This is a genomic window from Actinoplanes sp. NPDC023936 (genome assembly GCF_040639325.1).
Taxonomy (GTDB): Bacteria; Actinomycetota; Actinomycetes; order Mycobacteriales; family Micromonosporaceae; genus Actinoplanes.
Window position 1 is genome coordinate 153,449 of sequence record NZ_JBEZZR010000008.1, and the last position, 21,114, is coordinate 174,562.

Below are 21,114 nucleotides of genomic sequence, written 5' to 3' on the forward strand. Positions count from 1 at the left end.
GCCTCATGGCCGGGCCAGCTCGGTGGCGATCATGTCGAGCATCGTCTCGGTGCTGCCACCGGCGATCGCGAAGGCGCGCAGGTCGTCGGCGAGGGCGCGGATCCCGGAGCCGGCGGTCAGTCCGTCCGCCCCGCGCGCGTGCAGGCAGTGTTCGGCGAGTTCCGGCAGGAGCTCACCGACGGCCGCCTTGACCGCCATCGTGTCGCCGGCCGGAAGACGATCCCGCTCCCCGGTGGCCGCCACCCGCTCGACGAGCGCGTCCAGCATCCGCAGGCGTACGTCGAGGCGGGCCAGCGCGTGGCGCGCCGACGACCGTTCCCACAGCGGGCGGTCGTCGATCGACCGCTTCCGCAGGTGCTCGACGGTGCCGGTGATCAGCTCCCGGCCGAGCGCCGCCGACCAGACGCCGCCGGCGAACCGTTCCCCCGCGATGTGCTCGAGGAACGCCGCCAGGCCGCGGCCGACGCCGCCGAGGATGTGGCGTTTCTCCAGGCGTACCTCCCGGAACCGGACCGTGGCGAGACCGGCGCCGGCCATCAGGTCCGTCGGTGCGGGGGCCCGGCTGACGCCGGGCGTGTCCGCCGGGACCAGCACCGCGGTGAAGGCGCCGAAGTGGCGGCCGGGCCGGTGCCGGGCGAGCACGATCAGGTGGTCGGCGGTCAGGCCGTTGGTGACCCAGGTCTTCGCGCCGTCGAGCACGACGTCGCCGCCGGTGATCTCCAGCCGGGTGGTCATCGCGGTCAGGTCGGTGCCGGGGGCGCCGGCGTCGGTCGCCGCGATGGCACCGACCGACCGGCCATGGGTGGCGTCGTCCACCACCTCCGGCCAGTCCGGCCGGGCGAACCGCCACATCATCGGCAGGAACGTCGCGACGTGCACCACCACCGACAGCGCCGCTCCGGTCGGGAGGCCGGTGGTGACAGCGGGCAGTTCGGCCCGCAGCCGGGCGGTGTCGAGCGGCTGCCGGACCTCGCCGCGCAGGCAGCGGGCGAAGACCCCGGCACGCCCGCAGGACAGGACCGCGTCGTGCCCGGCCGGGCGCACCAGGGTGGCCGGCTCAGCCAAGGCGCACCTCCCGGTCCAGCAGGGTCAGCGCGCCGTTCGCGAGCAGCAGCCGGTCGTTGGCGTAGTTCAGGCTGGCCGACCGCAGATCCCGCAGGGTTCGTTCGAGCTTGAGCGGGCCGCCCCTGAGGTAGCCGAATCGCAGCCCGACCAGTTCGACCAGCTGGTCCACAGCCCGGTAGGCGCGTTCCGACGTCTCCACCTTCAGCGCGTTGAGGCGGATCTGGAACGCCGGGTCCTCGGCGGTCCGGGCATCGCGCAGGGCGGCGTCCGCCTCGGCCGTAACGGCGTTGAGGAACGCCGCGGCGACCTCCAGGTCCTGCCGTACCCGGGCCAGCCGCACCCGGACCAGCGGTGAATCGCTGGGCAGCTGCCGGCGGCCGGCCGGCGACCGCATCAGCTGGACCACCTCGGCCAGGGCCGCGCGGGCCGCCCCGAGCCAGCAGGCGGCCCAGCCGAGATGGCCGGCCGGGGCGAACGCGCGCACCACGACCTCGCGGAAACCGCCGGGCTCCCCGATCAGGTTGGTCGCCGGGACCGTGCCGTCGAGCTGCACGGCGACGCTGTGGGTGCCGCGCATGCCGAGCGGATCCCAGTCGCCCTTGGTCTCCATCTTCAGGTCGGCCCGGTCGGCGTAGACCAGGGTGACCGCGTGCGGCGGCGCGCCGGCGTCCTGTCGCATGGTGATCAGGAAGCCGTCGGCGTGCAGCGCGCCGGTGACGATCGGCGCGTCCCGGCGGACGATCAGCTCGTCGCCGTCGGTCTCCAGCGGCGCCTGGGCGGTCAGCAGGTGACCGCCCTTGCCGCGCTCGCTGGTCACCGACGCGAGGTAGACCTCGCCGGCGGCGATGCGCGGCAGCAGCGTGTCGCGCAGCGGCGATTCCGCGTAGGCGACGACGGCGGCGACCTGCTGGCAGTGCATCGCCCAGATCATCGCGGTGGACAGGCACGCGCCGGCCAGTTCGCCGGAGACCCGCACCAGATCCTGCAGGGTGCCGCCCGCTCCGCCGTACTCCGCCGGCACGAGCAGGCCCATGAGCCCGCTGCCGCGCAGCGCGGCCAGCGACTCGGCGGGAAAGGAGGCCTCGGCGTCGGCCCGGCCGGCGTTCTCGGCCAGCACCTGCTGGAGTGAGGTCATGACACCGCCTCCCGCTCGGCCTCGACGACGGCGAAGAGGCTGGTGGGCGTGGCGAACGTGTCGGCGGTCAGCCGGTCGTCGGGGAGCGTGACGTCGAAGCTCTCCTCGATGTCGAAGAGCAGCTCCACCGCCTGCATCGAGTCCAGCCCCAGTTCCTGCAGCCGGGCGTCCGGCGGGAGGGGCTGGTCGGTGCCGAGGTAGGGCAGGTGCGGACGCAGGACCTGCTCGAACTGGTCGTTCATCGCGCGTACTCCTTCGTCTTGTCGTTGTTGTTCGTCTTGTTGTTGTTCCCTGCGGGGATCGTCGGGGTCGGGGTCGTGACCGGGACCTCGGTGCGGTGCAGCGCCAGCCGGGACACGTGGACCGGCTCGCCGTCGTCGAGCACCACCTCGACCGGCGCGGGGTGGCCCAGGAACGCGAGCAGGCTGGCGGTCAGCCCGTAGGCGCCGACGTTCGGGATCTCCAGCAGATCGCCCGCGGCAAGCCCGGGCAGGGTCACCCCCTGCGCCCAGGTGTCCAGCGGCGTGCAGAGCGGGCCCACCAGGGTGTACGGCTGGGCGTCGCCCCCGGTGCCGACGTGCGGGCGGGGCTGCAGCCGGGGCAGCCGGCGCAGGCCCGCCATGCCGCCGAGGTGGTGGACACCGCTGTCGAGCACCGCGTAGGTCTTGCCCTTGGAGGTCTTGACGTCGACGACCCGGGTGATCAGTCGCCCGCAGGTGCCGGTCAGGTAGCGACCGGACTCGAACGAGACGCCGGGCCGCCCGTGCCGCCACCCGGCCAGGTGCTGGTCGAGCAGCGCGCTCAGCCGGCTCCGCAGCCCGGGGAAGGCGTAGCGGTCGCCGGGGACCGAGTACGGCGCGCCGAAGCCGCCGCCGAGGTCGAGTTCGGACAGCTCGAAGCCGAGCGCCGCCGCGATCGTGATGCTCTGCTCGTACTGCCGCAGCAGGGTGTCCTCGTCGGCGATGTTGGTGCCCATGTACAGGTGCAGGCCGGTGACCCGGCCGCGGAACCGCTCGGGCGCGGCCAGCACCGCGGACAGGTCGGTGCCGAACTGGGAGGCGGTGCCGGTCATCGCCAGCCCCATGCCGGGTACCGGCTGGTCGGCGTTGATCCGCAGCAGGCACTCGGTGGTCACCGCGGCGGCGCGGGCCGCCGTCTCGATGCGGTCCAGGTCGGCCGCCGACTCGGCGGAGAAGCGGCGGACCCCGGCGGCGAGGGCGCCGGCGATGTCCGCCCCGGTCTTGCCCGGACCGGTCATCAGCAGGTGCTCCGGGGGGAAGCCCGCGGCCAGGGCGGCGGCGAGCTCGCCGGTCGAGCTGACCTCGGCGTGGCAGCCCTGTCCGGCGAGCGTGCCGGCCACCACGGGGTGCGGGTTGGCCTTCAGCGAGTAGTAGAGGCGGTGCGGCCGGGGCAGCGTGTCGCGCAGCGCCCGGCAGGCGGCGCGCACCTCGGTCAGGTCGTACACGTAGGCCGGGGTGCCGAAGCGGCGGGCGATCTCGTCGGCGTTCATGCCGCCTCCCATCGGGCGCGCAGCGCCTTGCGGTCGACCTTGCCGTTGCCGTTGAGCGGCAGGTCCGTCTCGACGTGACAGAACGGCGGCACCCGCGCGTCGTCGAGCCGGGACCGCAGCTCCTTGCGCAGCCGGTCCTCGTCGATGTCGCCGGCGGCGATCAGCCGGGCCGGCTGTTCGCCGCGCGGGGTGAGCACCACGGCCAGCTCGACGCCGGGGATGTCCATGGCCGCCGCCTCCACCTCGGTGGCGCTGACCCGGGTGCCGCGCTGCTTGTACACGTCGTCGTCGCGGCCGGCGAAGTACAGATAGCCGTCCGCGTCCATCAGGCAGCGGTCGCCGGTGTGCAGCACCGGCAGGCCGAGCTCGTCACGCCGGAACCGTTGCGCGGTCAGCTCCGGCGCCCGCCAGTACCCGGCCATCACGTGCGGCCCGCGGACGACCAGCTCGCCGACCTCGCCGGGTCCCAGGCGCCGGCCTTCGTCGTCGACGACGAAGGCCTCGGTGTCGTCGAGGGGGCGGCCGACCGTGCCGGGCCGTTTCAGGTCCTCGTCCGGTTCCGAGATCGAGATCCGCTTGCACTCGGTCAACCCGAACATGGTGATCACCGAGAGGCCGGGCACCCGGTCGCGCAGCCGGGAGGCCATCGCGTCGGACAGGGCGGCGCCGGTGTTGGTGGCCAGTCGCAGCCGGGCGGGCGGCTCACCGCCGCGGTCGATGAGCCGGACCAGGGTGGCGGCCAGGCTGGGCACGGCCGGCAGCACGGTCGCCGACCAGCGGTGAATCGCGCTCAGCAGGGTGGGGCCGGCGTCGGCGGCCGAACCGAGGACCAGGTGCGCGCCGGCCAGCACGGCGAGATGCGCCTGGTAGAGGCCGTAGTCGAAGGAGAGCGGCAGGCAGCAGAGCACCACGTCGTCCGGCCGGTACCGCAGGCGGGCGGCGATGGCCCGGGCCGCGAAGAGGATCTGGCCGTGGGTGGAGACCACGGCCTTGGGCATGGACGTGCTCCCCGAGGTGTAGATCAGAGTGGCGGCGTCCTGGGAGATCCCGGTGCGCGTCACCGCCGACGCGCCGGCGCCGTCCGGCCGCAGCGGCCGCACCCGCGCCGCGGCCAGGCACTGCTGCTCGGCGGTGCCGTCGGTCAGCACGGCGGCGGGCGCGCAGTCGCGCAGGATGTGGGCGAGCTGGTAGTCGGTGGACTGCTCGTCGACCACGACCGCGCAGGCGCCCAGGCGGGTGATGCCGTACAGGGCGGCCACGGTGTCCGGCGAGTGGGCGGCGAGGACGACCACCCGGTCGCCGCGGCCGATGCCGGCGTCGTGCAGGTCGGCGGCCACCCGCAGGCTGCGGTCGCGCAGCCGGCCATAGGTCAGCGTCTCCGGGCCCGAGCTGACGGCGGGCCGGTCCGGGGTGGCGGCGGCCCGCTCGTCGAGCAGGTCGGGCAGAAGAGTGGCGGTCATGATGCGGTCACCTCCGGGGTGGCGTCGGTGCGGAGCCGGTCGATGAGCGCGGAGATCGCCGGCACGGACGAGAAGGTCTCCGGTACGACGTCCCGCGGCGGCACCTCGACGCCGTAGTGGTCCTCGATGCGTTCGAGCACGGTGACGATCGCCATCGAGTCGTAGCCGGGGACGTCGAACAGGGTTGCGGCGTCGCACACTGTCGCCTCGTCGACGGCGAGCACGTCGGCGACGGTCGCGGCGGCGAAGGCGTCGGTCGTACGGGTCATCGGGGGTCCTCCGGGTTTTCCGGGTCTTCCGCCGGGTTTTCCGCCGGCAGGCCGAGCAGCTCCGCGCGGGCGATCTTGCCGGTGCTGGTGCGGGGCAGTGCGGAGCGGATCGCGACGGTCGCCGGCACCATGTATCCGGGCAGCTGCTCCCGGCAGTGCCGCAGCACGGCGCCGGCGGTGACCGCGCCGCCCTCCCGGCCCGCCACGAACGCGTGCAGGGTGTGGGTGAGCCGGTCGTCGGGGCGGGCGATCACGGCCACCTCGGCCACGCCGGGATGCCGGCCGATCGCCGACTCCACCTCACCCAGCTCCACCCGGTAGCCGCGGGTCTTGACCAGGCCGTCGCGGCGGCCCAGCAGGTGCAGCAGCCCGTCCGGGTCGCGCCGCACGTGGTCGCCGGTGCGGTAGAAGCGCCGCCCGCCGATCGTGCGGAACGCCTTCTCGTTGAGTTCCGGCCGGTTGAGATAGCCGGGAGTGACGCAGTCGCCGGCGACCAGCAGCTCGCCGTCGTCGGCCACCCGGAGGCTGACGTCGCCGGCCGGGTGGCCGATCGGGATGCGGCTGCGCGTCAGGTCGGCGCGGTCCAGCCGGTACGAGGTGATCACGTTGGTCTCGATCGGGCCGTACAGATTGGCCACCTCGCAGTTCGGCAGCGCGGCCCAGAGCCGGGCGAGCGGCTCGGGCCGGAACTCCTCACCGGCGTACAGCAGTTGCCGCAGCGCGTCGAGCGGGGCGTCGGCGAGGTCGGTGCGGTGGATCAGCGCGGTGAGCGCGGACGGGACGGCGTACAGCGCGGTGATCCGCCGGCGCCGCAGGAAGTCCAGCAAGGCCTGCGGGAACAGGGCGGTGCGCTCGTCGACCAGGTGCAGCGTGGCGCCGGCGGACAGGCCGGCGTACAGGTCGTAGACCGGCAGGTCGAAGTGGAGCGGGGCGTGCACCGCGACGGCGTCCTCCGGCTTGAGCGGGAAGGCGCCCGCCGCCCAGCCGACGAACGCGGCCGCGTTGCGGTGGGTGATCCGCACGCCCTTGGGGGTGCCGGTGGACCCGGAGGTGTAGAGCAGGTAGGCGTCGCTGTCCGGGTCGATCGGCGCCGGCTCGGACGGGCGGTCGCCGGTCGCGATGTCCCGTGGGTCGGCCGGCAGTGTCAGCACCGGCACGCCGCAGCCGGAGAGGTCGTCGCCGCCGCCGGCGAGCACCAGGCCGCAGCCGGCGTCCCGGAGGATGAAGGCGCGCCGGTCGGCCGGCATCGCCGGGTCGACGGGCAGGTAGGCCCGGCCGGTGGCGAGCACCGCCAGGAACGCGACGACGGTGCTGGGGCGCTTGGCGGAGAGCACGGCGACCGGGCGGCCGGGCGGCGCCTGCGCGTTCAGCCGGGTGGCGAGCCGGGACGCCGCGGCGATCAGATCGGTGTAGGTGACCGGCACGTCACCGGCGATCGCGGTGGCGTCGCCGTGCCGCCGCGCGGCGTCGAAGACGTCCAGATGCACGGGTGTGGTCATGAGTCCTCCTCGAGAAGCCGGGCCGCCGTCGCGTACTCCGCCCGCGCGGCCGCCCGGATCCGGTCCAGGACCGCGTCGGGGGCGGGCCGCCCGCGGCGGACACGGCGGACGGCGAGGTACGCGGCCTGCTGCGCCCGGTCCCACGCCGTGACGACGTCCTCGGTGAACCGGTCGTCGGCCAGCCAGCGGGCGTGCAGCCGGCGGGATCGGGCCAGCAGCCAGGTCTGCAGCGCGAGGTTGTCCACCTGTTCGGCGGTGAGCTCCCGGTGCGCGGTCAGGAAGCGGTCGAACACCCCGCCGTCGATCGCCGCCCGGATCTGGCGCGCGTTGGCGGCGATCCGCTCGCCGGCCGGCACCGGGCGGGGCGCGCCGGCGGGCTCCAGCGCCGCCCAGCGGACCGACCCGTCGGCCGCGGTCACCGCGGCGTCCAGCTCCGGGACGGCGATCGTGGTGACCGTCGGCGCGGCTTTGCCCCACTCGGTGACGTTGTCGTACGGGTCGGCGATGGTCACCGCCGTGTCGTCCTGCCCGGTCACCACGAAGCCGTGGCTCATCCGGGCGTGCCCGAAGTAGGGCAGCCAGGGCAGCGCGAACGCGTCGCCGAGGACCAGCACGGCGTCCCGCCGGCGCCAGGCGTCGCGGGCCTCGGCCGGACCGCCCGACCGGTGCCACACCGGTCGCAGCCCGGTGCGGGCCGCCACCCGCTCGTCCAGATCGGCCGGGGGCAGGTCGAAGCGGGGCAGGCCGCCGTCGGGGGCGGCCGGCACGGCCTCCCAGTCCTCGGCCAGGCTCGGATGCGGGTCCTGCACTCCGGCGTGGACGAGCAGCGCCGCCAGCGGGCCGGAGACGCAGTCCAGAACCGCGCCGTCGACCGTGCCGAGCACCGTGTCCCATCTCGCCGGTGCGGCCGTCGTCATGTCGAATCACCTCGCTCTCAGCTCCTGTTCGACTTCCAGCAAATGCGCACCGCGGTACGGCGGCAACGCGATGACCGCAAGCTGAATCGCACCGCTGGCACGATGCGGACAACGCGCTGGTAGACACGGCGAATCCGAGCTGACCAGAAGCGGCAACGGCTGCTCTGGCACTTTCCGGCCAGTGCCCGCCCCTTGTCGCTTCCGGTTCGGCGCGATGCCATGGGAAAGGAATTCCACCACCCGTACGAGGAGGGTCTATTGTGGATACCGCCACCATTCCGGAAATACCGCAGGAGGTTTTCCGCGACGTATTGGGAACGTTCGCCACGGGGGTGACAGTGGTGACCGCGCCGGAGGCCACGGGCGCGACAGTGAATTCGTTCACCTCGGTCTCGCTGGACCCGCCACTGGTCGCCTTCTGCCTGCGGTGCGGGTCGCGGACCGGGGCCAGCGTGCGCCGGCACCGCCGGTTCGCGATCAGCATCCTGTCGAGGGATCAGCAGGACGTGTGCCAGCGTTTCGCCCGCGCCGAGCCCGACCGCTCCCCCGCCGCCCGGCAACTCGTCGACGCCGCCGGGGTGCCCGTGGTGCGCGACGCCCTCGCCCATCTCACCTGCACTCTTTCCAGCATTCAGCGGTACGGCGACCACGACCTGGTCGTCGGCCAGGTCCGTGCCGCCCAGGCGCCGCGCGCCGGCGAGGAACCCCTGATCTTCTTCCGCGGCGGCTACCGCTGAGCCCGCCGCGACTACCCGGAACGGAGTTTGTCAATGGAGCATCTGACGTTGGAGAACCTGGGTCCGCTGCGCTGCGTCGCGGTGACCGGCGGCCTCGGGTTCGTCGGCCGTCACCTGGTGACGGCACTGCGCCGGCAGGGGGTCGGCGTGCGGGTCCTCGACCTGTCCGACGGGCCCGGCCGGCACGCGACAGGCGTCGAGTACCGCCAGGTCGACCTGCGCGATCCGCGCGCTGTCGCGAGCGCCATCGAGGGGGTCGACGTCGTTTTCCACCTGGCGGGGAATGCGAGCGGGACTCGTTCCGTACACAATCCGAGGTTTGATTTCGAAGCGAATGCCGAGGCCACTTTCACGCTCGCCGAGGCGCTCCTGAACACCGACGCCAAAAGACTTGTCTATATGTCCTCGGCAATGGTCTACGGCCGTCCGCAGGCCGCGCCGATCCCGGAGGAACACCCGCTACAGCCGTTCGTTCCCTACGGCGCGTCGAAGCTCTCCGGCGAGTTCGCGCTCCGGGCGTTGCACGAGTCCCGCGGCCTGCCGGTGGTGATCGGCCGTTCCTTCACGATCTACGGACCCGGCGAGGACCCGCGCACCGCGGGCGGCGAGGTGTCGCAGTTCCTGCGCTGGCACCTCAACGGGCTGCCGATCCGGATGACCGGCGACCCGGACCGCAAGACCCGCGACTTCAGCCACGTCAGCGACGTGGTCAGCGCGCTGCTGCACCTGGCCTGCCGGGCAGCGGACGGCGACGTGGTCAACATCGGCACCGGCCGGGAGGTGTCGCTGCGGCAGCTGGCCGACGTCATCGGCGAGGCCACCGGGCGGGCCGCGACGCTGCTGGCCGACGACACCATCACCGACGACACCTACCGGCACATCGCCGACATCAGCCGGCTGCGGTCGCTGGGCTTCCAGCCGGCGGTCGACCTGCCGGCCGGTGTCGCCGATCTCGCGCGGCGGCTCGGCGCCAACCCGGAACTGCCCAGCGTGGACACCGTCTTCCGGGCCGAGCAGGAGTTCACCCCGACCCGGATGGAGGTTCCCACATGCTAGCGCTGCACGGCGGATCGCCGGTCGTCACCGAGTCGATGATCGGCGCCTGGCCGCAGGTCACCGACGCCGACCGGCAGGCCGTTCTGGCCGCCATGGACGAGTCCACCCCGTGGCACTGGCCGATGCGGGTCGTCCAGCAGCTCGAACGGGACTGGGCCGGGTACACCGGCGCGCGGCACGCGCTGGCCGCCAACTCCGGCACCGCGGCCCTGCACATGTGCATCGCCGCCTGCGACATCGGCCCCGGTGACGAGGTGCTGGTGCCGGCCGACACGTTCCTGGCGTCCGCGTCGTGCGTGCTGCAGGTCAACGCCGTGCCGGTCTTCGTGGACGTCGACCCGGTCACGTACAACATCGACCCGGCCCAGGTCGAGGCCCGGATCACCGAGCGCACCCGGGCGATCGTGGCCGTCGACCTGAACGGCCTGCCCGCCGACTACGACGCCCTGCACGCGATCGCCCGCAAACACGGCCTGGTGGTCATCGAGGACGGCTCGCAGGCGCACGGCGCCACCTATCACGGACGTCAGGTCGGGGCGCTCGGCGATCTGGCCGGGTGCAGCCTGAACGGCTCGAAAACCCTCTCCGCGCTCTCCGAAGGCGGGCTGTTCACCACCGACAACGACGAATGGCGGGAGAACGCCGCCCGCGTGCTGATGTTCGGTGACGAGATCAAGGGCAAGAAACGCGAGTACAACGCCCGGATGATGGGCTGGAACTACCGGATACACTCGCTGGCCGCCGCGTTCGCCGGATCCCAGCTGAGCCGGCTCGCCGAGATGACCCGGATCCGCCAGGAGAACGGCGCCTACCTGTCCGAGGCGCTCGCCGGCGTGCCCGGCATCCGCACACCGGTGGTGCCGGACGACCGGACGCACGTCTACTTCTTCTACCCGATGATGGTGGACGCCGCCGCGATGGGCTTCCCCGAGCACAGCGACGAGACGGTGCGCCGGGCGCTGAAGGTCGCGTTGCGCGCCGAGGGCGTTCCGGTGGACGAGTGGCAACCGCAGCCCATCCCGGGCCAGACCCTCTTCCAGGAACGCCGGGGGTACGGCAAGGGCTGCCCGTGGACCTGCGGCCCGTCACCGTCCCGCGTGCAGTACCACTCGTCCGACTACCCGGTCGCCGAGGACATCTGCCGGCGCCGGCTCGTGCTCGGCGGCAGCGTCGCCGGGTTCGGGCCGCCGAACGGCCGCGACCTGATGCAGCGATTCGGCGAGGCGTTCCGCAAGGTGGTCGTCGAGCACCGGTCCGAACTGGCCGTGCTGGTCAAGGAGGAGGCCGGATGACCGCGACGCTGACCCGCCCGCCCACCGCCGGGCGGCTGGACCTGGACGACATCTCCGCGACCATCGACGCGGAGATGCGGGCGGCCCGGGTACCCGGCCTCGCCCTGGCCGTGATCGCCGGCGGCGAGGTCGTGCACGCCGGCGGGTACGGGGTGACCAGCGCCGACTCTCCGATGCCGGTCACCGGCGACACCCTGTTCCGGCTCGCCTCCGTCACCAAGATCCTCACCGGTGTGGCGATCATGCGGCTGGTCGAGAGCGGGCGGCTCGACCTGGACCGCCCGCTCGCCGAGGACCTGCCGCGGCTACGGCTGCGCCGGCCCGGCCTGGCCGGCCGGATCACCCTGCGCATGCTGCTGAGCCACACGTCCGGCCTGCCCGAGGGCTCGGTGGAACGGCCCTGGCGCCAGGAGCGCCGGGAATGGGAGGGACTCGGCGACCACGTCCACGACGATCTGCGCCGGCTGCCGTCGGTGGGCGAGCCCGGCGAGCTGTACTACTACAGCAACCTGGGGATCAACCTGGCCGGCTATCTCGCGCAGGAGGTGACCGGCACGCCGTTCCCCCGGCTGCTCGACGAGCTCGTCATCCAGCCGCTCGGCATGGAGCGGACCACGCTGGACCCGACCGTCGCGATGACCTATCCGCTCGCGCAGCGCCACCGCCTCGACGAGGCCGGCCGGCTGCGGGTGCGCCGGGACGGCGGCGACAACTGCGGGTTCCACCCGTCCGGTTACGCGTTCTCCACTGTCGCCGACACCGCCCGGGTCCTGCAGCTGCACCTGGCCGGCGGGGTGTTCGCCGGGCAGCGCCTGCTGCGGCCGGAGACGGTACGGGAGATGCAGCGCCCGCACGTCGACCTGCTGCTCGCCCGGCCGCTCGGATACGGCCTCACCTGGCTGATCGAGCCCTCGTACAAGGGGATCCGGCGGGTCGGGCACGAGGGCGTGCTCCGCGGGTACTGCGCCAAGGTGGTGTTCGCGCCCCGGGAGGGCGCCGGCGTGGTGCTGTTCTACAACCACGAATACAACGAGACGCCCCGGTTCTTCGCCGCCCGCGAACGCATCATCGATGCCGTCTTCGACCGCGTGCTAGGCCTGCCCGACGGGCCGGCCACGGCGCCGGGCCCGCCGACCGGCTCGTTCGACCCGCGCTGGGCCGGCGAGTACGGGCAGATCCTCGGCACCGGCACGGCCGAGCTGTCGATCCGGGACGGGCGGCCGCACCTGCGATACGGGCCGGCGGGCGACGGCGTCACGGTCCCGCTGCGCCAGACCCGGCCCGGCGCGTACGAGAGCGTGCTCGCCGACCGGGAGTTACCCGCGGTGCCGTGGCCGCGCACTCCCTACCTCATCATCGACCGGGTCTCCGTCGGAATCCCCAGCGGCTCCGCCGGGTACATCGCCGTCAACGGGCAGCCCTACCGGCGGCTCAGCGGCCCCGGCGGCTGAGCCGTGGCGCAGCATCGCGGTGGCGGCGATCATCGCGGCCACCGCGATCACCGCGGCGCCGGCGAAGGCGAGGTGGTAGCCGGCCAGCACGTCCCCCGGGCCGGCCGGGCCGTCGCCGGCGACCGCCGCGGTCCGGATCGCGGCCGCCGTCACCAGCACCGAGACGCCGACCGCCACGCCCAGCTCGCTCGCCGTGTTGATCATCCCGGAGACCACGCCGGGCTGGTCCTGGACGGTCCGGGTGGCGACGCTGAACGCGGCCAGCGCGGCGAGACCGTTGCCCGTGCCGAGCAGGACGAACGCGGGGACCGTCACCGGCAGCGGCTCGCCGCCGACGGTGAGCAGCAGGGTGAGCATCGCGCCGGCCGCGATCAGCAGCAGCCCGCCGGCCAGGACACGGCCGACCGAGAACCGGCGGATCAGGGCCGGACCGGCCAGCGAGGAGAACACCACCGCGAGGTTGAACGGCAGGAACGCCAGACCGCTCGCTGTCGCGCTCATGCCGGCGATCTCCTGCAGCAGCATCGAGCACAGCAGCAGCACCGAGGTGGTCGTGGCGGTCACCGTGCCGGCCACCAGCAACCCGGCGAGCAGCAGGCGGCGGCGCAGCAGCGCCGGCGGCATCAGCGGCGCCGCGCTGCGGCGTTCGACCAGGGCGAACAAGGCGAGCACGAGCAGACCGGCCGACGTGGCGATCCACCAGCCCGCACCGCCGCTGTCGATGCGGGTGCAGCCCAGGATGACCAGCGACATCCCGGTGGTGATCAGCACCGCGCCGGGCACGTCCAGCCCGGCGGTCCCGTCGCTGCGCGACTCGGGCAGCAGAGTCTTGAGCAGCAGGAGCCCGGCCACGCAGAACGGGATGTTGGCGAGGAACAGCCACCGCCAGCCGACCTGGTCGGCGACCAGGCCACCGGCCACCCAGCCCGACGCGCCGCCGGCCGCCTGGGCCGCGGTGTACCAGGCGATCCCGCGAGCCCGGCGAGGACCGGCCGGCAGGATCGTCACCACGATCGCGAGCGCCGAGGAGGCCAGCGCCGCCGCGCCGCCGCCCTGCACGGCCCGCGCGGCCAGCAGCACCAGCGCGGTGGGCGCCACCGCGCAGGCCAGCGACGCCGTACCGAACAGGGCGAGACCGACACCGAAGAGCAGCCGGCGGCCGTACACGTCGGCGGCGCGGCCGGCGGTGATCAGCGTTCCCGCGAAGACCAGGGTGTAGCAGGTGATCAGCCACTGCGTGTCACGATCGGCGAGGTGCAGGTCGGCCTGCACCGACGGCATCGTGATCGTCACGACGGTCACGCCGAGGACGACCATGAACTGGGCCACGCAGATCAGCACCAGGGCACCCGTCGCACGCCTCACGCGTCCGCCTCCTCACCGACCCAGCCCAGGGCGTGTGCCCGCACACCGGCCTGGAAGCGGCTGGTCGACTGCAGGCGTTGCAGCAGTTGTGACACGAGGCGGCGCACGGTGCGCACCGACACGCCCAGTTGCCGGGCCAGCGCCTCGTCCTTGAGGCCCAGGCTCAGCATCGCGAGTATCTCGCGTTCCGCGCCGCTCGGTGGCTCGGTGGCGGCGACCGGCCCGGCCGGCGCCTCGTCGCTCAGCGGCAGCGCCCCGTTCCAGCAGAAATTGAACAGGGAGCTGAGGGCCGCGGTGACGCCCGCGTCGCGCAGCACGAGCACGGAGCCGCCGTCGGAGACCGCGGCGAGCCGCTCGTCGGCCAGCATCAGAAAGGTCGGCGCGCGGTCGAGCAGCCGCACCTCGGCACCGGCCGCCACGGCCTGGCGCACGTGCTCCCACCGCCCGTCGGCCCGCCGCCCGTCAGCCGAGAAGATCATCCGGGTGTGCACCCGGCGTTCGAGGGCGCGCCGCTCGTGCGGCAGGACGAGGGCCCGGAACTGGTCGTCGGGCGAGCCCGGCGGATGCACGATGCGCAGCGTGTGCTGGGCCAGGCCGTAGAACTCCCGGAGGAAGACGTGCGACTGCTCCGCGTTCCGGGCCCGCTGCATGTCGTTCTGCTCGGCCTCGTGCCGGACGTACTCACTGAGCAACGGCCCGATCTGGCGGCGGACCGCGGCGGCCTGCCGGCGACGACGAGCGGCCTCCAGGTCGGCCTCGGCGACCCTTTCCTCGAGCACCGCCTCGGGACCATACGCAACGATCTCGGCGATGCCCCGCTGACGCCGGATCAGGCCTTTCTCCACCAGGCCGGCGATGGTGCGCTCGACCTCGTCGAGCGGCACCTCGGCCGAGCGCGACAACTCGAGGTCGCTTCGCCCCGGGCGAACCAGGATCGCGCGGTATATCCGATCTTCGTCATGAGCCAGCCCGAGCGCTTCGAACACTCGTCCCCCCATCGATGCCCGTCACCTGGTAATGATCAGCCACCCCACGATCCAGTGACCAACTCTAACGACGCCTCCGGTGCCTGACAACTTGAACGGCCAATTGTTCAGTCTGTAAACGAACGGTTAACGGGATTGGCTTTAAGCGTCTTCATCCCCTTTCCGAACGACGAAACAATTGCTTTTCCAGACTGCCCAGAAAGCAGCATGAGGACGCCCCCGGCCCGGGCGCAGGCCACGTCTCGCCTGGCCCACAATGCCACTTAGCTTAAGTTGATCGTGACTGGGAGCTCCGCATTCGCCCGCGAAATCCGGGCCTGCGGGGTGATGCTCGCCGGGGGTGGAGGCCAGTCGCGCAGTCGGATCGTCCCGATGTCGCGGGTCGTCGCGGGTGGTCGCTGGCACGGATCGACTGGGCCGCCCCGGCGTCTGGTCCGCCGGGTCGCCACGTTGCCAGGTAGCCACATCGTCAGGTCGCCGAGTTGCCAGGTGGCGCGCGGTTTCGCCCGCCGGGTGCACGGATCGACGCGTCTGCGTCCGGAGGTCTCGCCGAGCCGACCCCGCGTCACGATGCGTGACTGCCCACGAGGAGCGCTACGGGGTGTGCGGCATTCTGCGGGGCCTCCCACGTCCGCGGTTTTCCGGAAAGCGCCGGCTTTACCCCGGATGCCGGCACACCACGTGACGATCCAGGGGTAGTCAGGCGGCTGCGAGGCGGAGCATCACCCCGGACTCGTCGCTTACCAGTGCCAACTCCGAGATCAACTTGAGCTGAATGGCATTGCGCCTCGCCCGGTGAGCACCGAAGAAGCGCTCACTTATCGAGAAAACCGGGAACCAGCGTGTAGCCATGCGCACGAGTCGCTGCCAGAAACTGTTTCCGCCGCAGATAAGCAGGATGCGCACAATCTCATCGCCACTGATTGATCTGACGAATAATCTGCGCGACATGCGGCTGCGACACGGCGACCATCGGCAAATCCGGCCCTCTTCCTCCGCCTGCACCGGCTCGGAGATCCACGCGTGTTCGGCCTGCACCGGTTCGGAGATCTACGCGTGGATCTCCGGGCACATCGCGTTGGCCATCCTAGGAACCTAACCTGCACCGGCCCGGCTCGACACCGACGCGGCCGCGGAGCAGCGCACCCCATCGGCCGCATCGACCTCCGGCGCTGCCGGCCCGGCCCTGCTGGGAGCGGTGACACTCGACGGCGTACCGGAGAATGTCGCCCTTGGGTTTCGCCGGGCGGCGACACCGGCGGCCTGGCCCTGCTCGCTTCCCTGGCCGACACGCTGATGCCCGAGGCCTACAGAAGGGCGGACCACTCGTGGCGATGAGCACCACGGCCGGATTCGCGCTCTCGTTCGTCCTCTCCATCCTGTGACCGACCGACCGCCCGACCGTCGGCGGCGGCGGCGACGACGACGACGACGGACCCACACGGCGCAGGGCCGGGGCGGTGATGACCCGCCCCGGCCCTGTGCTGACGTGTTCGCCCTGTTACTTGAACACGTCCTTGATCTTCTCGCCGGCCTGCTTGACCTTCGAGCCCGTCTGGTCGGCCTTACCTTCGGCTTCCAGCTGCTCGTCGTCGGTGGCCTTGCCAACGCCTTCCTTGACCTTGCCGCCGACCTCTTCGGCCTTGTTGTCGACCTTGTCGTCGAACGCCATCGGGCACCTCCAGGTCGTAATGGCTACACCCTGTTCATACCCTCACCGGCGACCGGCAACCCCACGGTCAGGCTTCGGTGCGCCGTTGGTCAGGAGCCCTGGCCCGGTGCCGGCCGCAGCATCGGCAACAGCGTCTCCCGCGCGAAGGCCGCGACGGCTCCCGGATCGTCGGCCTCCGCCACGCCGTGCGGGGTGAGCAGTAGCGACACTGCGAACCGGACGATCGCCTCGGCCGCGCGATCGACGTCGGCGGGCGCGATGCGGCCGCGATCCCGCCAATCCCTCAGGCGCTCCGCGATGAGCGATCGATAGACCGCGAGGACCGGCCCCGCGTTGATCGTCAAGGCCGGCAGGAGGAGCTCCGGCTCACGATGCAGCACGCGGTCGAACAGCGGATGGCCGCGCACGTAGCGGACCAGGAAAACGAACCCGGCTTCGATCGCCCTGGCCGGGTCCTGCTCCTGGCCCAGAACGTCGTCCAGCGCTTCGACGCCGCGCCGGGTCTCCGCCTCGATGACGAGCTCGATCAGATGGTTCTTCGTCCCGACGTGGCGGTAGGCGGTGGCCCGCGCGAGTCCGACGCGTCGCGCGACATCGTCGATGCTCGTGCGACGGATCCCGACTTCCGAGAACTCCTTCAGCGCGGCTTCGAGAATGTCGTCAAGGACTGTCATAGGTCGAGGGCGCGGTACCGGGCGGACATACCCGCAGCTTACACTCGCTCGTCGTCACGGCAGGCGAGCGCTTCGCGCGAACCGGAGGGCGTGATCCCAGCTCGCCCGCTCAGAGATCATCCGACGGTATTTCATGATCTGGCCGGGCCGGTCGACGGTGAGGCAACCGACCAGACGGGCGCCGCGGCGGTACAGGGCGAGCAGCCGTTCACTGCCGGGTTCGCTGACGACGCTGACCTCGTCGGCCTGCGGGACACCGACGAATTGAATCCGCTGCCCGTACCAGACGGACCAGAAGTAGGGCACGGTCGACAGGGCGGCGCCCCGCGGCCCGATGGCGTTGCGCGCCGCGGCGGCACCCTGCTCGACAGCGGTGGCCCAGTGCTCCAGCCGCATCAGTTCGCCGTCGAAGAGCGCGTTCGGCCAGTGCGCCACGTCGCCGGCGGCGTAGACGCCGGGCAGGCCGGTCCAGAGTGTCTCGTCGCAGAGAAGGCCGCCGTCTCGCTGATGCAACGCAGCGCCGGATTTCGCCAACCACCCGGTGCTCGGGGTGACGCCGATACCGGCGATCACGAGATCGGCGGGCAGTTCGGTGCCGTCGTCGAGCATGACGGAGCGGACCTGGCCGCCGGCCTCGGTGATCCCGGTGACGACGGCGCCGCAGCGCAGCTCGGTGTCTTCCCGTTTGTGCAGTGCCGCGAGGGTGTAGCCGACTTCCGGGCCGACCGAGCGTGACAGGGGCACGTCGAGGGCCTCGACGATGGTCACGTCGAGACCGCGCATCCGAGCGCCGGACGCGATCTCCGAGCCGATGAAGCCGGCTCCGATGACGACGGTGCGGGCGCCGGCGTCGAGCGCCGATCGCACGGCCCTCGCGTCGTCGAGAGTGCGCAGGGTGTGCACGCCGCGGACGCCCGCCGCGCCGGGTAGGGCACGGGCCGCGGCGCCGGTCGCGATGACCATGGCCGAGTAGTGGATCGCCTCCTCTCCCACGGTCACGGTCTGCGACTGCGGATCGAGGGCACTGGCCGGGACGCCCAGTTTGAGCACCAGGCCCAGTTGTTCGGTCAGGTGCCGTTCGGTGCGCAGCCACGGCACCGCCGCGTCACCGGGATCAAGGAATGCCTTGGAGAGCGGTGGCCGGTCGTACGGGAGGTGCTCCTCCGCGCCGACCAGGACGATCTCGTCCTGGAATCCGTATTTCCGAGCCGTCTCGGCCGCCCGGAGCCCGGCCAGCGAGGCACCGACGATGACGAGTCGATTCGCTCTTGCTCGATGTGTCATGGCTCAGGCTTCGACGATCTTTATCGCCTGGTACGGGCAGCTGGCGGCCGCGGCTTCGGCCGCTTCCCGCCGGTCCTCGCCCAGCCGCTCGACGAGCTGCTTCATGGTCCCGTCGTCCTGCACCTCGAAGAGATCGGGTGCCTCGGCTTCGCACAGGGCGACTCCGCTGCACTTCGCATAGTCGACGTTCACGCGCATGTCCTTCTCCTCAGCTGAGAAACGTTGAGACGAATGAGTCTATGCGTCTCACGCCCATCGGAGCGTGCCAACATGAGACTGACAGACTGTTGCGTCTCTCCGTATCATCGATGCATGAGGATCCCTCGGAAATGCGGGGGCGGCTGCTACCGCCCTTCGACCGGTCTTTGCGGAGTCCGAACTTGCCGTTGGACTTCTTGTGCCACTGGAGGTTGTTCTCCCGCATGTACTTCGCGTCGCCCGCCGCGGAATCGGTGATTATCGGGAGCAAGCCGGTCAGGTCGCTCGCGATCACCGGCGAGTTGTTGGCGTACGCCAGGTCGCGGGCTATCGGGCCGCGGTGGCGATGGCGTGGCCGAAGGCGGCCATGCCCCGGGCGTTGGGGTGCAGCGGGGCGGCGGGGCTGGCCGGGACAAGTCCTTCCACGTATCGCTGCGCGGCCGGGGCGCAGGTGTCGTGACCGGCGCTGATCGCGGCGAGGTCGACGTACGTGGCCTGGTGCTCCCGGGCCTCCTGCTCGATTGCCGTGTTGAGGTCGGCGACCAGCGACTGGACGTAGTCGGCGTCGCGGGCCCAGATCGGCTGGGCCGGGAAGCAGCCGCCCGGCCGGATGTAGGTGGGGTAGCCGGTGACGACGAGCGTGGCCTGCGGCGCCCGGCGGTGGATCTCGGCGAGGGTGGAGCCGAGCGCGGTGGCGAACGCGGCGATCCTCGCCCTGGCCGGGTTTCCCTGTTGCTGCTGACGGTCCGCGCAGGACGTGCCGAGGGGTTCGCGCAACAGGTTGACGCAGCCCAGCGCGAGGGACACCAGTTCGCTGTCGTTGCCGCCGACCGTCAGGGTCACCAGGTCGGTCGTGGTGCGCAGCGCGGTGAGCTGCGGGGCGATGATGCCGTACTGCCGGCCGGACAGGTCGGGCAGCTTCGCCGCTGAGCAGGTCACGTCGGTCAGCCGTGCGCCGAGCAGGTTCGCCACGACGCGCGGATAGTTCTGACTGCGCGATCGCAGGCAGAGCAGGTTCCAGTCCGGCACTCCGACCAGGGGGCCGGCGGCGGCCGAGTCGCCGAGCGCGACGTAGTCGAGGGTGTCGGCCCGGGCGGCCGCGGTGGTACCGAGAACGAGCGCGACGGCCGTGACGAGCACGGCGACGGTACGGCTGAGCGGGCGTAGGCGCATAGCGGCTCCCTGGACGAGTATTACCGGCGTGTTACCGACCCATTTAGGATCGGTGCCAGGCCGGGGAGCCCGGCCTGGCAACTTGGCCAGATATCGAAGGCGGCTGTTGTGACCGAGCACAATGGCGTGTCCGCGGCGCTGCTCCGGCGACTGCGGACGGAAGCGCCCGCTCTGGCCACCGCCGCCACCGCCCTGCTGGCGCAGGAGCTGCCCGTCTACCGGCGATTGCCGGCCGAGGAACTGCGCGGCGACGTGCGCCGGATCGTCGAGGAGACCATCCTCGGCTTCGCCGAGTTACTGGCCGGCCGGCCGTCCGTCGACCCGCGGAGACTGGCCGGCGCACGTGCCTCGGCGGGCCGCCGCGCCGAGGAGGGCATTCCCGTCGACGCGGTCACCAGCGCGTACCACGTCGGGGCGCAGGTGTGCGTGGACGCCATCCGGCCACACGCGACAGCTGACGAGATGACCGTGCTGCACCGCGAACTGCTCGGCTACCTGCGCATCATGCTGGCCGAGGTGATGGCCGGATACCTGGAGGAACGACAGGCCCTGATCGGTGAGAGCGGCGCCGCGCGGCAGAGCCTGCTGTCCGCGCTGCTGGACGGCGGTGACAGCCGTACCGTGGCGCAGCGCGCCGGGATCAGCCTGCCGGCCCGGTACGCGGTGCTGTCGCTGGTCATCGCGGCGCACCCCGACGAGCAACATCCCGACATCGACGCGACGGTCGCCGCCCGCCGCAAGATCCGCCGAATCACCGCGGAACTCGACCGCCGGATCGGCCAGCCGGTCCTCGCCCGCATCGCCCCGGACCAGGCCATCGTCCTGCTCCCCGCGACGGCGCCGGCCGGCGGGCCCCTCGACGGCGACAGCGGGACCCGGCTGCGGTCGCTGATCGACGCGCTCAGCCGGGCAGCGGAAGCGCCCATCCTGGCCGGGGTCACCGCCGGCCCGCCCGACCAGGTGCCGGCGCTCGCCCGGCAGGCCGCCGAGGTCCGCGACGTGGCCGCCGTCTTCCGCCGCCCGGCCGGGCTGTACCAGCTGGGTGACCTGCTGCTGGAGTACCAGCTGACCCGGCCCGGGGCGGCCCGCGCGGAGCTGGCCGCGCTGCTGCGCCCGATCATCGGCAAACCGGACCTGGTTCCGACGCTGCGCCTGTACCTCGAGGCGAACCTCAACCGGCGCAAGGTCGCCACCCAGCTGCACGTCCACCCCAACACGGTCGACTACCGCATCCGGCGGGTCGCCGTCCTGACCGGCCTGGACGTCGCCGAACACCGCGACCTCCTGACGCTCAGCGCGGCGCTGGCGGCACATGACGCGGAGAGCGCCACTGCCGCGTCGGGGTGATGCCGTCCCGGCCGAGCAGACAGG

The 21,114-nt window shown here is 72.3% G+C and carries 20 protein-coding genes and 1 pseudogene; 5 read left to right on the forward strand and 16 right to left on the reverse strand.

What is annotated here, in order from left to right:
* Positions 1-3: 3 nt before the first annotated feature.
* The 8 genes from AB0F72_RS14020 to AB0F72_RS14055 are packed head-to-tail and all read right to left on the reverse strand — an operon-like array spanning position 4 to position 7,855.
* Complete coding sequence (locus AB0F72_RS14020; protein WP_360430178.1) at positions 4-1,065, reverse strand: acyl-CoA dehydrogenase; 1,062 nt, start codon at positions 1,063-1,065, stop codon at positions 4-6.
* Positions 1,058-2,200, reverse strand: coding sequence for an acyl-CoA dehydrogenase family protein (locus AB0F72_RS14025; protein ID WP_360430180.1), 1,143 nt, complete (start codon positions 2,198-2,200; stop codon positions 1,058-1,060). The genes AB0F72_RS14020 and AB0F72_RS14025 overlap by 8 nt, the downstream gene beginning before the upstream one ends.
* Positions 2,197-2,442 carry a phosphopantetheine-binding protein gene (locus tag AB0F72_RS14030; protein ID WP_360430182.1) on the reverse strand — a complete coding sequence of 82 codons (246 nt, stop codon included), beginning with the start codon at positions 2,440-2,442 and terminating at the stop codon, positions 2,197-2,199. Before AB0F72_RS14030 ends, AB0F72_RS14025 begins: the two co-directional genes overlap by 4 nt.
* Positions 2,439-3,710, reverse strand: coding sequence for a type III PLP-dependent enzyme (locus tag AB0F72_RS14035; protein WP_360430184.1), 1,272 nt, complete (start codon positions 3,708-3,710; stop codon positions 2,439-2,441). The genes AB0F72_RS14030 and AB0F72_RS14035 overlap by 4 nt, the downstream gene beginning before the upstream one ends.
* A complete protein-coding gene (locus AB0F72_RS14040) occupies positions 3,707-5,170 on the reverse strand; it encodes a class I adenylate-forming enzyme family protein (protein WP_360430186.1) in 1,464 nt (487 codons plus the stop codon). The genes AB0F72_RS14035 and AB0F72_RS14040 overlap by 4 nt, the downstream gene beginning before the upstream one ends.
* Positions 5,167-5,439 (reverse strand): acyl carrier protein, encoded by a 273-nt coding sequence (locus tag AB0F72_RS14045; RefSeq protein ID WP_360430188.1) that lies wholly within the window; start codon positions 5,437-5,439, stop codon positions 5,167-5,169. The genes AB0F72_RS14040 and AB0F72_RS14045 overlap by 4 nt, the downstream gene beginning before the upstream one ends.
* Positions 5,436-6,938 (reverse strand): amino acid adenylation domain-containing protein, encoded by a 1,503-nt coding sequence (locus AB0F72_RS14050; RefSeq protein ID WP_360430190.1) that lies wholly within the window; start codon positions 6,936-6,938, stop codon positions 5,436-5,438. The genes AB0F72_RS14045 and AB0F72_RS14050 overlap by 4 nt, the downstream gene beginning before the upstream one ends.
* A complete protein-coding gene (locus tag AB0F72_RS14055) occupies positions 6,935-7,855 on the reverse strand; it encodes a BtrH N-terminal domain-containing protein (protein WP_360430192.1) in 921 nt (306 codons plus the stop codon). Before AB0F72_RS14055 ends, AB0F72_RS14050 begins: the two co-directional genes overlap by 4 nt.
* Before the next feature lie 260 nt (positions 7,856-8,115).
* Between AB0F72_RS14055 and AB0F72_RS14060 the strand changes: the two genes are divergently transcribed.
* Genes AB0F72_RS14060 through AB0F72_RS14075 form a run of 4 tightly spaced genes read left to right on the forward strand, consistent with a single transcriptional unit; the run spans position 8,116 to position 12,391 of the window.
* Positions 8,116-8,592, forward strand: a complete 477-nt coding sequence (locus AB0F72_RS14060) for a flavin reductase family protein (RefSeq protein WP_360430194.1) — start codon at positions 8,116-8,118, stop codon at positions 8,590-8,592.
* A 33-nt stretch (positions 8,593-8,625) separates the two neighbouring features.
* Complete coding sequence (locus AB0F72_RS14065; RefSeq protein ID WP_360430196.1) at positions 8,626-9,648, forward strand: NAD-dependent epimerase/dehydratase family protein; 1,023 nt, start codon at positions 8,626-8,628, stop codon at positions 9,646-9,648.
* The gene (locus tag AB0F72_RS14070) at positions 9,642-10,940 is read left to right on the forward strand and encodes a DegT/DnrJ/EryC1/StrS family aminotransferase (RefSeq protein WP_360430198.1); all 1,299 of its coding nucleotides are present in this window, start codon (positions 9,642-9,644) and stop codon (positions 10,938-10,940) included. The genes AB0F72_RS14065 and AB0F72_RS14070 overlap by 7 nt, the downstream gene beginning before the upstream one ends.
* The gene (locus AB0F72_RS14075) at positions 10,937-12,391 is read left to right on the forward strand and encodes a serine hydrolase domain-containing protein (RefSeq protein ID WP_360430200.1); all 1,455 of its coding nucleotides are present in this window, start codon (positions 10,937-10,939) and stop codon (positions 12,389-12,391) included. Before AB0F72_RS14070 ends, AB0F72_RS14075 begins: the two co-directional genes overlap by 4 nt.
* A 177-nt stretch (positions 12,392-12,568) precedes the next feature.
* On the opposite strand, the pseudogene AB0F72_RS14080 reads toward AB0F72_RS14075, so the two are convergent.
* The 8 genes and pseudogenes from AB0F72_RS14080 to AB0F72_RS14115 form a co-directional block, all read right to left on the reverse strand.
* A pseudogene (locus AB0F72_RS14080) lies at positions 12,569-13,756 on the reverse strand (MFS transporter); the annotation flags it as partial.
* Entirely contained in the window at positions 13,753-14,658 is a 906-nt protein-coding gene (locus AB0F72_RS14085; RefSeq protein ID WP_360430202.1) for a LuxR C-terminal-related transcriptional regulator, read from the reverse strand. The gene AB0F72_RS14085 and the pseudogene AB0F72_RS14080, both read right to left, overlap by 4 nt.
* Before the next feature lie 783 nt (positions 14,659-15,441).
* Positions 15,442-15,780, reverse strand: a complete 339-nt coding sequence (locus AB0F72_RS14090; RefSeq protein WP_360430204.1) for a hypothetical protein — start codon at positions 15,778-15,780, stop codon at positions 15,442-15,444.
* A gap of 463 nt (positions 15,781-16,243) precedes the next feature.
* Positions 16,244-16,414 (reverse strand): CsbD family protein, encoded by a 171-nt coding sequence (locus AB0F72_RS14095; protein WP_360430206.1) that lies wholly within the window; start codon positions 16,412-16,414, stop codon positions 16,244-16,246.
* A gap of 89 nt (positions 16,415-16,503) precedes the next feature.
* Positions 16,504-17,088: a TetR family transcriptional regulator gene (locus AB0F72_RS14100; RefSeq protein ID WP_360430208.1), complete on the reverse strand. Its 585-nt coding sequence runs from the start codon at positions 17,086-17,088 to the stop codon at positions 16,504-16,506.
* Between the two features lie 54 nt (positions 17,089-17,142).
* Positions 17,143-18,372 (reverse strand): FAD-dependent oxidoreductase, encoded by a 1,230-nt coding sequence (locus tag AB0F72_RS14105; RefSeq protein WP_360430210.1) that lies wholly within the window; start codon positions 18,370-18,372, stop codon positions 17,143-17,145.
* A 3-nt stretch (positions 18,373-18,375) separates the two neighbouring features.
* On the reverse strand, positions 18,376-18,570 hold the full coding sequence (locus AB0F72_RS14110) for a ferredoxin (RefSeq protein WP_360430212.1): 195 nt from the start codon (positions 18,568-18,570) through the stop codon (positions 18,376-18,378).
* A gap of 327 nt (positions 18,571-18,897) precedes the next feature.
* On the reverse strand, positions 18,898-19,743 hold the full coding sequence (locus tag AB0F72_RS14115; RefSeq protein WP_360430214.1) for an SGNH/GDSL hydrolase family protein: 846 nt from the start codon (positions 19,741-19,743) through the stop codon (positions 18,898-18,900).
* 108 nt (positions 19,744-19,851) lie between these two features.
* Here AB0F72_RS14115 and AB0F72_RS14120 point away from each other — a divergent pair, with 108 nt between their 5' ends.
* On the forward strand, positions 19,852-21,090 hold the full coding sequence (locus AB0F72_RS14120; protein WP_360430216.1) for a helix-turn-helix domain-containing protein: 1,239 nt from the start codon (positions 19,852-19,854) through the stop codon (positions 21,088-21,090).
* Positions 21,091-21,114: the final 24 nt, after the last annotated feature.